Annotated in this window: 14 protein-coding genes and 1 pseudogene; 13 read left to right on the top strand and 2 right to left on the bottom strand. The window is 70.1% G+C overall.

Annotated elements, in window-relative coordinates; genetic code table 11:
• Positions 1 to 89: 89 nt before the first annotated feature.
• The 8 genes and pseudogenes from Q7T09_RS01120 to Q7T09_RS01085 all read left to right on the top strand — a co-directional run bounded on the left by Q7T09_RS01120 (position 90) and on the right by Q7T09_RS01085 (position 5,962).
• Positions 90 to 865, top strand: a pseudogene (locus tag Q7T09_RS01120) (IS5 family transposase).
• Positions 866 to 986: 121 nt separating this feature from the next.
• A complete protein-coding gene (locus Q7T09_RS01115; RefSeq protein WP_304697124.1) occupies positions 987 to 1,898 on the top strand; it encodes an SDR family oxidoreductase in 912 nt (303 codons plus the stop codon).
• Positions 1,899 to 1,941: 43 nt separating this feature from the next.
• Positions 1,942 to 2,304, top strand: coding sequence for a hypothetical protein (locus tag Q7T09_RS01110; RefSeq protein WP_304697123.1), 363 nt, complete (start codon positions 1,942 to 1,944; stop codon positions 2,302 to 2,304).
• A gap of 33 nt (positions 2,305 to 2,337) precedes the next feature.
• Entirely contained in the window at positions 2,338 to 2,751 is a 414-nt protein-coding gene (locus tag Q7T09_RS01105) for a hypothetical protein (protein ID WP_304697122.1), read from the top strand.
• Between the two features lie 81 nt (positions 2,752 to 2,832).
• Complete coding sequence (locus Q7T09_RS01100) at positions 2,833 to 3,456, top strand: TetR/AcrR family transcriptional regulator (RefSeq protein WP_304697121.1); 624 nt, start codon at positions 2,833 to 2,835, stop codon at positions 3,454 to 3,456.
• Between the two features lies 1 nt (position 3,457).
• The gene (locus Q7T09_RS01095; RefSeq protein WP_304697120.1) at positions 3,458 to 4,504 is read left to right on the top strand and encodes an alpha/beta hydrolase; all 1,047 of its coding nucleotides are present in this window, start codon (positions 3,458 to 3,460) and stop codon (positions 4,502 to 4,504) included.
• A complete protein-coding gene (locus Q7T09_RS01090) occupies positions 4,504 to 5,487 on the top strand; it encodes an NADPH:quinone oxidoreductase family protein (RefSeq protein WP_304697119.1) in 984 nt (327 codons plus the stop codon). Before Q7T09_RS01095 ends, Q7T09_RS01090 begins: the two co-directional genes overlap by 1 nt.
• 16 nt (positions 5,488 to 5,503) lie before the next feature.
• Positions 5,504 to 5,962, top strand: a complete 459-nt coding sequence (locus Q7T09_RS01085) for a DUF6882 domain-containing protein (protein WP_304697118.1) — start codon at positions 5,504 to 5,506, stop codon at positions 5,960 to 5,962.
• On the opposite strand, the gene Q7T09_RS01080 is transcribed toward Q7T09_RS01085, so the two are convergent.
• Entirely contained in the window at positions 5,959 to 7,203 is a 1,245-nt protein-coding gene (locus Q7T09_RS01080; RefSeq protein ID WP_304697117.1) for a hypothetical protein, read from the bottom strand. The two genes, Q7T09_RS01085 and Q7T09_RS01080, sit on opposite strands and share 4 nt — an antisense overlap.
• 116 nt (positions 7,204 to 7,319) lie before the next feature.
• Here Q7T09_RS01080 and map point away from each other — a divergent pair, with 116 nt between their 5' ends.
• Entirely contained in the window at positions 7,320 to 8,066 is a 747-nt protein-coding gene (map, locus tag Q7T09_RS01075) for a type I methionyl aminopeptidase (RefSeq protein WP_304697116.1), read from the top strand.
• Positions 8,063 to 8,842 carry a M15 family metallopeptidase gene (locus Q7T09_RS01070; RefSeq protein ID WP_304697115.1) on the top strand — a complete coding sequence of 260 codons (780 nt, stop codon included), beginning with the start codon at positions 8,063 to 8,065 and terminating at the stop codon, positions 8,840 to 8,842. Before map ends, Q7T09_RS01070 begins: the two co-directional genes overlap by 4 nt.
• Here the strand turns inward: Q7T09_RS01070 and Q7T09_RS01065 are convergent.
• Positions 8,839 to 9,516: a hypothetical protein gene (locus tag Q7T09_RS01065; protein WP_304697114.1), complete on the bottom strand. Its 678-nt coding sequence runs from the start codon at positions 9,514 to 9,516 to the stop codon at positions 8,839 to 8,841. The two genes, Q7T09_RS01070 and Q7T09_RS01065, sit on opposite strands and share 4 nt — an antisense overlap.
• Before the next feature lie 96 nt (positions 9,517 to 9,612).
• Here Q7T09_RS01065 and rpmH point away from each other — a divergent pair, with 96 nt between their 5' ends.
• From rpmH to yidC, 3 genes are all read left to right on the top strand, one after another.
• A complete protein-coding gene (rpmH, locus tag Q7T09_RS01060; protein WP_215343146.1) occupies positions 9,613 to 9,747 on the top strand; it encodes a 50S ribosomal protein L34 in 135 nt (44 codons plus the stop codon).
• A 23-nt stretch (positions 9,748 to 9,770) separates the two neighbouring features.
• Entirely contained in the window at positions 9,771 to 10,163 is a 393-nt protein-coding gene (rnpA, locus tag Q7T09_RS01055; RefSeq protein WP_304697113.1) for a ribonuclease P protein component, read from the top strand.
• A 13-nt stretch (positions 10,164 to 10,176) separates the two neighbouring features.
• On the top strand, positions 10,177 to 11,629 hold a 1,453-nt coding region (gene yidC / locus Q7T09_RS01050), incomplete at its 3' end, for a membrane protein insertase YidC (RefSeq protein WP_304697112.1).

Below are 11,629 nucleotides of genomic sequence, written 5' to 3'. Positions count from 1 at the left end.
TAGGTCCTGTTGACGAAGTAGATTCCCAAATCATCTGATCGCTGATTCAAGGCTGCTCTTTGAGGAGAGCGGTTTTGGTTCGTGGCTTGATGTCGGATGATGAGTGGGGGTTCTTCGCACCGTTCGTGATCGAGACCGGTCCGCGTCGGGGTCGGCGTCCGCGAGATCACCGGCTGGTGCTGGACGGGGTGTTCTGGATCGCCCGGACGGGCTCACCCTGGCGCGATCTGCACGACCACTTCGGCAAGTGGAGTTCGGTCTACCGGCAGTTCCGGCGTTGGACGCTATCGGGGGTCTGGGACGTGATGCTGGCCGCCCTCAATGAGAGCGGCGCCGGTCAGGACAGCGTCCAGATGATCGACTCGACCGTCGTGCGCGCCCATCAGCATGCCGCCGGCGCCCAAAAAAAGCGGCTGGCCCTCAAGGCGAAGGTCTTGGGCGCTCTCGAGGTGGCTTCTCGACCAAGATCCATCTGAGAAGCAACGGCCTGGGCCTGCCGGTCGCGGTGGTTCTGACCGGCGGCGAGGTCTCCGACGTCAAGGGCTACGGTCCGGTCATGGCCGAGCCGGGCCCCGCGCCCAAGGTCCTGCTCGGCGACAAGGGTTACGACGCCGACGCCATCCTCGCCGACCTGGAAAATCGCGGCATCGCCGCCGTCATCCCGCCCAAGCGGAACCGCAAGGTCCAGCCCATCATCGACGGCCACCTCTACGCCCTACGAAATCTGGTCGAGCGCTGCTTCTCAAAGCTCAAGCACAGCCGAAGACTGGCCACCCGATACGACAAGACCGCCGACAGCTATATCGGCTTCATACTCGTCGCAGCCGCTCGGCTGTGGGTCAGACATTTCGTCAACAGAACCTAAGAGCTTCTGACTTCCAAAGGGGCGTCTGAAGGGGGACCGCTGCAAGGCGGTCCCCCTTTTCATTTGACCGACCCGACGTCAGCGGCGCGCACTTCCTCCAACCACAAGGAGGAGCGCCGCCATGGCCGAGCTGACCCAAGACGACCTGATGTTCCGGCCCGGCCTGATGAAGGGCGAACGGATCCTGATCACCGGCGGCGGCACGGGCCTGGGCAAGGTGATGGCCGAGGCCTGCCTGATCCTGGGCGCCGAGGTCTATATCTGCGGCCGCCGGGGCGGGGTGGTGGAGGCCGCCGCCAAGGACCTGATGGCCGCCCACGGCGGCAAGGTGGTGGGCATCGCCTGCGACATCCGGGTGCCCGAGGCCATCACCGACATGATGGACCAGATCTGGGCCGACGGCGGGGCGCTCACGGGCCTGGTCAACAACGCCGCCGGCAACTTCATCAGCCGCACGCAGGATCTGTCCCCGCGCGGCTTCGACGCCATCGCCAACATCGTCTTCCGCGGCTCCTTCTTCGTCACCCTGGACGCCGGCAAGCGCTGGATCGCCGAGGGCAAGAAGGCCTCCGTCGTCTCCATCCTCACCACCTGGATCTGGAACGGCGGCCCCTTCACGGTGCCCTCGGCCATGTCCAAGGCGGGCCTGGCCACCATGAGCCAATCCCTGGCGGTGGAGTGGGGCCCCTACGGCATCCGCTTCAACAACATCGCGCCGGGCCCCTTCCCCACCGAAGGGATGAGCGCCCGGCTCAATCCGGGCGAGCAGCGCGACGACGGCGAGGCCAGCCGCACCGGCAACCCCATGGGCCGGGTGGGCGAGATGCGGGAGCTGGCCAATCTGGCGGTCTATCTACTGCATCCGCTGTCGGCCTATGTGAACGGCCAGACCATCGCCATCGACGGCGCCGCCTGGCAGGCCTCGGGGGGCAACTTCTCGGGCCTTCGGGCCTGGACCGACGAACAGTGGACCGCCGCCCGCGAGGCCATCCAGGCCACAAACGCCAAGGACCGGGCCGCCCGAACGGTCTGATCATGGTTAACGCGGTCTTAAGATCGCGCTGCGAGGGTGGGGCATGCGCAAAGCCCTCCCCCTCGTCGCGCTGATCCTCGTCCTGGCCGGTCCGGCCGGCGCCCAGCCGCAGGCGGCCCCGAGCCTGCGCGGGTCGCAGTCGGCCGACACGCCGGCCCCGGTCGGCGCGTCGGCGCCGCGTCCCGGAACGCCCGCCGTCGACCTCGCCCCCCAGGTCCCGATCCCGCTGCGCACCCTGGCCGAGACGCCGGTGGGGGGCGAGGCCGGCCAGTGCCGCCTGACCTGCGCCCAGTCCTACTATTTCTGCCTGGCCACCGAGGGGGCGGAGGACTGCGGACCGACCTGGGGTCAGTGCCGCGCCAAATGCGACGCCCCCAGCGCGGTTGCGGGCGTCTTCCCAGGCTGACATCTTCGCGTCCGGCCACCGCCGGAGACCGCCATGAAACCACTGATCGCCGCCGCCGCCGCCCTCCTGGCGCTGGCCGCCTGCGGCCCCAAGGCGGCTCAGGAGGCCAAACAGGCCTCAGCCGCGATTCCCTGCCCCGGCCTGCCCGCCTACGCGCCCCTCTATCCGGGCGCCAAGGTCACGCTCTGCACCCAGGGCGATTCGACGCCGGGCAAAATCGGCGGCGCGGTGGGCTTCACCAGCCCCGCCGCCCCGGACGTCATCGTCGCCCGCTATCGCGCAGGCGCCGCGGCCGCCGGCCTCACCCCGGGCCTGGACCTGGACCAGGCCGGATCGAAGGTGTTCTCGGCCCAGGACGGCGACCGCACGATGCGCATCCAGGCCCTGCCGGAGGCGGCCGGCGGCTCCACCGCCATCCTCACCTGGGGCGCGGCCAAGCCCTCCTGATCGCGCCTTGCGCGTGGCGGTTGGCGAGGCGGGGTTCGAGTGTCTAGTATGACGCCCGTCACGATTTGATTTCAGGAATAGATGTCCCAGGTCGCTTATCTACCGGTCGGCAAGCGCGAACAGACCAAGGTCCAGAATCGCCAGGCCATTCTCGACGCCGCGCGCGAGGTGTTCGGGGAGTTGGGTTACGAGGCCTGTACGGTGCGCGATATCATCCGGCGCACGGGCCTCGCGGCCGGCACCTTCTACAATTACTACCGCTCCAAGGATGAGGTCTATGTCGCCCTCTCCGACGAGGGCGCCCGGCGCTTTACCCCGCTGCTGAAGGCTCAGCGGGCCCAGTCGGCGGACTGGTCGAGCTTCGTCCGCGCCGCCATCGAGACCTATTTCAGCTTCCTGGCCGACGAACACAAAAGCTGGCTGGCCCGCCGTCCGGCCGACGAACCCATTCCCCACGTACACGGCGAGACCCCGGAAATGACCGCGGTGTTCAACGAGGTGCGCGAGGCCATCGTCGACGAGATCGCCCGCGGCGGCGCCCCCGGCGCCGATCCCGACTATCTGGCCGCCGCCTGCATCGCCATCGCCCGCGAGGTCGGCGAGAAGATGGTCGTCCGCCGCCCTATCGACACCAAGGCCGCCGCCGACTTCGTGGTCGCCCTCATTGAGGGGGGCGTGAAGGGGTTGCCCAAGACGCAGGTCTAGGATGGCCAGCGTCTCCGCCCAGCGGTTCGTGGTCCGCACCCTGCTTTCCCTGCCCGCTCCCCTCCTGCGGCTGCTGTCGGGCGGCGGCGTGGTCTATCGCGGCGGCCGCACCCTCGACCCCCGCCTGCAGTTCCTGGCCGCCGGCGCCGCTCGCGCCCCGGCCATGACCACCCTCAGCCCCGAGGAGGCCCGGCGGGCCAACACCCAAGGCCTCGCCGCCCTCGGCGGCCCGCCCGAGCCCGGGGTGCGCACCGAGAGCGTCAGCATTCCCAACGGCGCCGCGTCCATTCCGGCCCGCGCCTACCGCCCCGAGAACCAGGACCCCGCCGCGCCCTTGATGGTCTTCGCCCACTTCGGCGGCGGGGTGATCGGCGATCTGGAGACTTGCGACACCTTCTGCGGGATCCTGGCCAGGATCGCCCGCTGCCCGGTGCTGTCGGTGGAATACCGCCTGGCGCCGGAGCACCGCTTCCCCGCCGGGCTGGAGGACGTGCTGGCGGCCTACCGCTGGGGCCGCGACAACGCCGCCCGCTTCGGGGCGCCGGCCGGCCGCGCGGCCATCGGCGGCGATTCCATGGGCGGCAACTTCGCCGCCATCGTCGCCCAGGAGCTCAAGCGCGCCGGCGAGGCCCAGCCCGACCTCCAGCTGCTGATCTATCCCTGCACCGACGTCGCCAGCGAGACCGCCTCGATGACCACCTATGCCGAGGCCTTCCCGCTCAGCCGGGCGATGATGGACTGGTTCATGGGCCACTATATGGGCCCCGGGGACGACCCCGCCGACCCGCGCCTGTCGCCGGTGCGCGCGCCCGACCTGTCGGGCCTGGCCCCCGCCGTGGTGGTGACCGCGGGCTTCGATCCCCTGGTGGACCAGGGCGAGGCCTACGCCAAGCGGCTTAAGGACGCCGGGGTCCCCACCCTCTATCGCTGCTATGACAGCCTGGCCCACGGCTTCACCGCCTTAACCGGGGCCGTCCCCTGCGCCGACACCGCCTGCCGCGAGATCGCCGGCCTGGTGCGCGAAGGCTTCGAAGGGCGCATCCACTGATGCGCGCCCTGGTGGTCGAGGCCCTGGCCGCCGACTATGGCGGCTGCGTGCTCAAGGAGATCCCGACGCCGGACCCCGGTCCGGGCGAGGTGCGGATTCGCGTGAAGGCCGCCGCCGTCAACTTCCCCGACCTGTTGCAGACCCGCGGCGAGTACCAGCACAAGCCCGCCCTGCCCTTCATCCCCGGCATGGAGATCTCCGGCGAGGTGGAGGCCCTGGGGGAGGGCGTCACCCAGTGGAAGATCGGCGACGCCGTCGTCGGCGGCGCCCGCATCGGCGGCTTCTCGGAATATGCCGTGACCCCGGCTGCGGCCCTGCGGCCCAAGCCCGCCAACCTCTCCTTCAGCCAGGCCGCCGGCTACGCCACGGCTTACCTAACCGCCTATGTCTCCCTCGTCCGCCGCGCCCAGGTGGAGCCGGGCGAGTGGGTCCTGGTCCACGGCGCCGCCGGCGGGGTGGGTCTCGCCGCCGTGGACCTGGCCAAGCATCTGGGCTGCAGGGTGATCGCGGCCTCGGCGTCGGACGAGAAGCTGGCCATCGTGGCCCGCGAATACGCCCCCGACGCCACGGTCAACGTCACCGGCGGCTTCCGCGAGAAGGTCAAGGAGATCACCGACGGCCGCGGGGCCGACGTGATCTACGACCCCGTGGGCGGCGACGTCTTCGACGAGAGCGTCCGCTGCATCGCCTTCAACGGCCGCATCCTCTCCATCGGCTTCACCTCCGGCCGCCTGCCGGTGCTGCCGGTGAACATGGCCCTGATCAAGGGCTTCTCGGTCATGGGCGTGCGGGCCGGCGAATACGGCCGCCAGTTCCCCGAGAAGGGCCGCGAGAACATCGCCGCCGTCTGGGCGCTGGCCAACGAAGGCAAGGTCCACCCCCGCGTCGACCACGAATATCCGCTCAGCGACTGGCGGGCCGCCTTCGAGAGCCTCGCCAACCGCAAGGTCGTGGGCAAGACCATCGTCCGGCCGGACCTCTAGGAGGGTGGCGGCGCCCGTGGACTACGCCGATCTTCGGCAGGCCGCCTGGAGGGAGCTGGAAGAGAAGAACGCCCGCATCTATGGCGACTTCAGGCTCAACCACTGGCCCCGCTACGACTACGACCTCGAGGCCGGGACCCTGACCTTTTCGGACGCCAGTGGGCCCAGGGTGGTGGCGACGATCCAGATCGCGGGCAGTGTCTCGGTCCAGGCCGGCGACTGGCTGTGGGCCTGGGCCAATCCCCACTGGCCGGACGGGGTCTGCGAGGACGCGCTGGCCACCCGGCGCCATGGGGAGGAGCATGGGATCCTGGAGCTCGTCGAACAGCATGCGCAGGCCGCCAACACCATGCAGCTGGCCTGGGAACTGACCGCGGTCGCGGTTCACCTCGCCGGCGCCAAGGGCGCCTATCGCGTGCCCGACACCCACACGCCGCTCTTCCTGCTCATCAAGGACATCGCCCTTTCGAGTTAGGGAACCGGGAACCCTGTCAGGTCCCAGGTGGCCTTCGAGCTGTTCGGCAGCACCACGATGGCGTCGTGGGCGAAGATGAAGTCGCGCAGGGCCGCCTGCTGGTCGACGGGAACCTGGTTCGCGAAGGCCCGCGACCAGGGATGCAGGGGCCGCAGGTCGATCACCACCGGCTGTTTGGGCGGTCCGTCGGGGAACAGGGCCTTCATCCACTCGCCCTGCTCGGTGACGTCGGCCTCGTAGCCCCCCACCGGAATGACATTGATCCCGTAGGCCTCGCGGCCGTCGGAGATGGCCAGCTCGTGGGCGAAATTGCCGATGGTGAAGGCGCCGCCGGGGCTGCGGCCGCGATACATGTGCCAGCTGCCGAACTTGAACATCACCTTGGGCGGGGCGCCGGCGCGGGCCACCTGGCGGTAGTGGTCCATGAACGCGCGCTTGAAGAGGGCCTCGCGCTCGGTGTTGTTGTAGAGCCCCACCCGCTCCCCGGCCATGGCGCGGCGATTGTACGAATAGATCTCCGCCGAGGTAACGATCCCGTTCAGCAGGACGTCGGCCCGCGAGCCGGGCCTGGCGGCGAAAGCGGCCTTCAGGGCGGTCAGCCGCGGCAGGGTGGTGGGATCGTCGTGGATGAAGCCGCCGGGGCTGGTCCGGCTCTCCTTGGCGCGGGCGTCGTCCAGCAGGGCCTGAGCGGTCGCCCGGACCGCGGCGTTGGGCGCCAGGGAAACCAGCTCCTCCAGGTAGCGGATCGAGCCCTGGGCCTGCTCCAGGCCCCAGACCGAGGGGTCGCCCGGGCGGGCGGAGGCGGTGGCCTGGGCCAGGAAGCCCAGGTCCTGGTCCGAGGAGAAGCCGAGATGGGTCGGATGGCTGCGGGAGAAGGCGGCGATCTTCTTCAGGTCGCCCCGATAGGCGGGGCTGTTGAGGTCGGCGATCGCCAGCGGGTCCTGCTCCACCGCCAGGTAACGGAAGCCCAGGTCCTGCCGCAGCCGGCCGTAGAGGGCGCCGGCGAAGATCGGAACCTCGTGGTCGTGATGGCTCTCCCCCAGCAGCACGAACTGCGCCCTGGCCATCTGGCCCATCAGGAAGTCGGCGCCCGGCCCGGCCAGCCTGCCGTCCGCATAGGTGAAGGGCCGAGTGTTGGCTGCCAGCAGGGCGCGGGTATCCGCCGGCGCCGGCGCCGGGGTCTGGGCGGCGGCGGCGCTCGCCAGGCCAAAGGCCGCCAGGATCGACAACAGGATGCGCATCGGAAGTTCCCCCTCAGGACGGGCGAACTATGCCGGGCGTCGCCCGCGTCACAACTTACAACGCGGCAATGTCACGGCCCCTTGGGCCCGCGCCCATTCGGCGCCATCTTCCTCCCATGACCATCGGCAGCGAAGACGAACTCGACAAACTGCGGGCGGCCGGAAACCTCGTGGCCCGCACCCTGGCGGCCATGGGCGCGGCCCTGGAGCCCGGCGTCACCACCCGCGAGCTGGACCAGCTCGGCCGGGCCATGCTGGAGCGCGAGGGCGCCCGCTCGGCCCCTGAGGTCACCTACGACTTCCCCGGCGCCACCTGCATCTCGGTGGGTCCGGCCTGCGCCCACGGCATACCCGACGACACGGTGATCAAGGCCGGCGACCTGGTGAACATCGACGTCTCGGCCGAGATCGACGGCTTCTTCGGCGACACCGGCGCCAGCTTCGCCGTGCCCCCCACCGCGCCGAGGATCGAGCGCCTGTGCCGCGACGGCCGCCGCGCCATGTGGACGGGTATCCGGTCGGTGAAACCCGGCGCCAGGCTCAACGAGGTCGGGCGCTCCATCGAGGGCTTCGCGCGGAAGAACGGCTACAGCCTGGTGCGCAACCTGGCCTCCCACGGGGTCGGCCGCTCCCTGCACGACGCGCCCGGCGACATCCCCACCTGGTACGAGCCGCACGATCAGCGCCGCATCTCCGAGGGCCTGGTCTTCACCATCGAGCCCTTCCTCTCCCTCGGCGCCGACTGGGTCGAGGAGCTGGAGGACGGCTGGACCCTGCGGCCGGCCGGCGGCCAGCCCACGGTGCAGTACGAACACACCCTGGTGGCCACCTCCCGCGGGCCCGTGATCCTGACTCTGGCGTGACAGTCCGCTGGGGGGCGGTCCTGGCGCTGATGGTGCTGCTCGGCGGCTGCGCCACCGTCACGGCGCGCCTCACCCCGGCGCCCCGGCCCTCGGCCCTGGCCCGCGCCTATCCGGACCAGGTCTGGGGCGTGCGGAACGGCCAACTCATTATGGCCGATGGGACACGCTTCCCGATCTCCCAGGGCGGGCCGACCAAGACCACCGAACAGGCCCTCGACCAGGCCGACATCCTCGACATGTTCGCCGAGCCCTACCGGCGAGGGCCCCAGCGGAACCCGCCCAAGGGCGATCCAGGCCGGGCGCGCTACGAGCCCCTGTTCCTGAAGATGTACGGTGACTGCTCGACCCGCGCCTTCCAGGCCCACATGCGCAAGGTCGCCTGGATGCCGAAATCGGCCCAGGGCGGGACCGTCAACGTCACCACGGTCAACGGGGTCGACAGGGCCCTGGAGGCGGTGGTGACGGACCTGGAGAAGCTGCCGCCGGAGATGGCCCGGTACCTGGCGCCCACCGCCGGCGCCTTCAATTGCCGGGTGGTGGCCGGGACCAGCCGGCGCAGCATGCACGCCTATGGCGCGGCCATCGACATCTCCACGGTCTGGGCCGACTACTGGCTCTGGAAGGGCGGCGAGGACGCGGTCTGGGCCAATCGCATCCCTCCCGAAATCGTCGCCGTCTTCGAGCGCCACGGCTTCATCTGGGGCGGCCGGTGGCGGCATTTCGACACCATGCACTTCGAGTACCGGCCCGAACTGCTGCCGCGCCGCAGGCCCTAACCCTCCCCCGCCACCAGGGCGAGATCCGGCGTCAGGGCGATCCGCTGAAGCTCGCGGCCGTCGATGTCCAGCCGCGCCACTCCGTCGGGGCCGGGAAACAGCACCAGATCAGCGCGCGGGCCGCGATAGAGGGTGCCCTCGTGCGGCGGGAATTCCGAATGGACGGGCCCCGCGGCGACGAAGCCCAGGGCCGCCAGGTCGCCGGCCGCTCGCGCCACCTCCTGTGCCCCCATCCAGACCCGCCGCAGCCGGGTCCCGGTGTCGGGCGCCGGATTGGGGGGATAGAGCGGCCCTGAGAAGTCCGGCAGGGCCCAGGGAGCCGGGTCGTCGGCATATTCGATGGCCGAGATCTGGGTCAGCAGGCCCTGGTCGCGCCGGAACAGCAGTATCGACCAGGGCTGGTCCTGGGCCGGATCGGCGATCTCTTCGCGCCGGTGGGTGCGAATGGCCCAGCCCCGCGCCCCGGCCACGACCTCCAGGTCCGCCAGCGGCCCCTGCAGGATCAGGGCGGGCGGCGTGGCGCTCTCCCCGAAGATGTCGAGGAAGGGCCCGTTGGCGAACCGCACCCCCACCGAGCCCTGCGGGCCTCCCGCGCGATAGCCCGCCAGCAGCGGCCGCCCGGACAGGGCCGCGACCTTGGCCGCCAGCCCATCACGGTCCAACGCGCGGATCACGACGTGATCGATCCTAAACCTTTGACCGCTAACGGTTGACATCCCCTGCCCCACCCCTTATTCCCCGCCGCTCGATTTCGACCCGGAGCCAGTCCCGTGAAACGCACTTTCCAGCCCTCCCGTCTCGTGCGCGCACGCCGGCACGGCTGGCGTTCGCGTATGGCCACCAAGAACGGCCAGAAGGTGATCGCCCGTCGTCGCGCCAAGGGCCGTAAGCGCCTGACCGCCTAATACCAGGGTCTTGGGGCGTCCGCATGACGGACCCCGTCTTTCCCATCGAACATCTGAAGATCCGGCCTGATTTCCTGGCCGCGGCCAAGGCACCTTCGTGCGCCCGCGGCGCCGTGGTGCTGCAGGCCCGCCATCGGGGCGACGATCGCCCCCTGGTCCGGATCGGCTTCACCGCCACCCGCAAGGTCGGCGGGGCGGTGGTTCGCAACCGCGCCAAGCGCCGGCTGCGCGAGGCCGCGCGGACCCTGGTCCCGGTCCTGGGCAAGCCCGGCCACGACTATGTCTTCATCGCCCGGGGCGGCGCGCCGACGCGCCCCTGGGCGCGTTTGCTTGACGATGTGAAAAGCGCGCTGATAAGCCTCGGCGCCGATAGCGACACCCGCGCGCCCGATCGCGCTCCTCCCCCTTCCGTTTGAGCGCGCGCCCCTCATGCAAGACAACTCAAACCGCAACACGATCATCTTCGTGGTCTCGGCGATGGCGCTGCTGCTGGCCTACCAGTTCCTGGTCATGGGCCCCCGCACCCGGGCCCGCGAGGCTGAACTGGCCCGCAACCCGCCGGCCGCCAGCGCCCAGGTCCAGGCCCAGAACCTCACCAAGGCTCCGCCCACCGCCGCCGAAGCCCTGGTCTCCCGCAAGGTGGCCGCCGCCGCCAGCCCCCGGGTGCGCGTCGAGACCCCGGCCCTGTCGGGCTCCATCTCCCTGCGCGGCGCCCGCCTGGACGACCTCTATCTGAAGCAGTACCGCGAGACGGTGGCCAAGGACTCCCCTCCGGTGGAGCTGCTGCGTCCCGAAGGCGCCCAGCACGCTCAATTCGCCGAGTTCGGCTGGGCCGGCGCCAATGTGGCGGGCCTGCCCACCGCCGACACCGTCTGGACCCAGACAGGCGGCGCGACCCTCGCGCCCGGCGCCCCGATCACCTTGTCCACCACCAACGGCGCGGGCCTGACCTTCACCCGGGTGATCTCCGTCGACGACCGCTTCATGTTCACCGTGGCCGACACCGTGGCCAATACCGGCGCCGCGCCGGTGACGCTGGCCCCCTACGGCTCGGTGCAGCGCCAGGGCGTGCCCGACGATATCGGCAAGAACTCCATCGTCCACGAGGGCGCCGTAGGCTGGCTGGGCGACGAGCTGCGGCTGATCAAGTTCAAGAAGTGGTCGAAGGACGGCGGCGGCCAATTCCCCACCACCGGCGGCTGGGCCGGCATCACCGACAAGTACTGGCTGGCGGCCCTGATCCCGGCCCAGGCCGAGGCCGTCCAGAGCCAGTTCCGCATCACCAGGAGCGGCGGCGTCGACGTCTTCGAGGCCAATTTCGTGGGCGGCGCCAAGATCATCGCTCCCGGCCGCCAGGTCACCGAGACCTCGCGCTTCTTCGCCGGCGCTAAGACCGTCCCGGTCCTGAAGGCCTATGAGACCAATCTCGGCGTGCCGCGCTTCGACCAGGCCGTCGACTGGGGCATGTTCTGGTTCTTCACCCGGCCGCTGTTCCAGTTCCTGGAGTTCATCCACGGCCACGTCGGCAACTTCGGCATCGCCATCCTGCTGCTGACCGTGGCGGTGAAGGTGGTCTTCTTCCCGCTCGCCAACAAGAGCTACGAGAGCATGTCGAAGATGCGCAACCTCCAGCCCAAGATGGAGGAGATCAAGAAGAAGCACCCCGACGAGCCGCAGAAGCAGCAGCAGGAGCTGATGGCCCTGTACCAGAAGGAGAAGATCAATCCTCTGGCCGGCTGCCTGCCGCTGCTGCTCCAGATCCCGGTCTTCTACGCCGTCTACAAGATGCTGTTCGTGACCATCGAGATGCGGCACCAGCCCTTCTTCGGCTGGATCCGCGACCTCTCGGCGCCCGACTCGACCACCATCTGGAACCTGTTCG

It is taken from the genome of Phenylobacterium sp. (genome assembly GCF_030645195.1).
Classification (GTDB): domain Bacteria; phylum Pseudomonadota; class Alphaproteobacteria; order Caulobacterales; family Caulobacteraceae; genus Phenylobacterium.
Note: the sequence above shows the minus strand (reverse complement) of the source record. Positions and strands in the feature narration are given on the sequence as shown.

What these genes read in the sequence shown, in the direction of transcription:
- Q7T09_RS01115 (WP_304697124.1), top strand. Translation starts at nt 987, where the DNA reads ATGGCCGAGCTGACCCAAGACGACCTGATGTTCCGGCCCGGCCTGATG.
- Q7T09_RS01110 (WP_304697123.1), top strand. Translation starts at nt 1,942, where the DNA reads ATGCGCAAAGCCCTCCCCCTCGTCGCGCTGATCCTCGTCCTGGCCGGT.
- Q7T09_RS01105 (WP_304697122.1), top strand. Translation starts at nt 2,338, where the DNA reads ATGAAACCACTGATCGCCGCCGCCGCCGCCCTCCTGGCGCTGGCCGCC.
- Q7T09_RS01100 (WP_304697121.1), top strand. Translation starts at nt 2,833, where the DNA reads ATGTCCCAGGTCGCTTATCTACCGGTCGGCAAGCGCGAACAGACCAAG.
- Q7T09_RS01095 (WP_304697120.1), top strand. Translation starts at nt 3,458, where the DNA reads ATGGCCAGCGTCTCCGCCCAGCGGTTCGTGGTCCGCACCCTGCTTTCC.
- Q7T09_RS01090 (WP_304697119.1), top strand. Translation starts at nt 4,504, where the DNA reads ATGCGCGCCCTGGTGGTCGAGGCCCTGGCCGCCGACTATGGCGGCTGC.
- Q7T09_RS01080 (WP_304697117.1), bottom strand. Translation starts at nt 7,203, where the DNA reads ATGCGCATCCTGTTGTCGATCCTGGCGGCCTTTGGCCTGGCGAGCGCC.
- map (WP_304697116.1), top strand. Translation starts at nt 7,320, where the DNA reads ATGACCATCGGCAGCGAAGACGAACTCGACAAACTGCGGGCGGCCGGA.
- rnpA (WP_304697113.1), top strand. Translation starts at nt 9,771, where the DNA reads ATGACGGACCCCGTCTTTCCCATCGAACATCTGAAGATCCGGCCTGAT.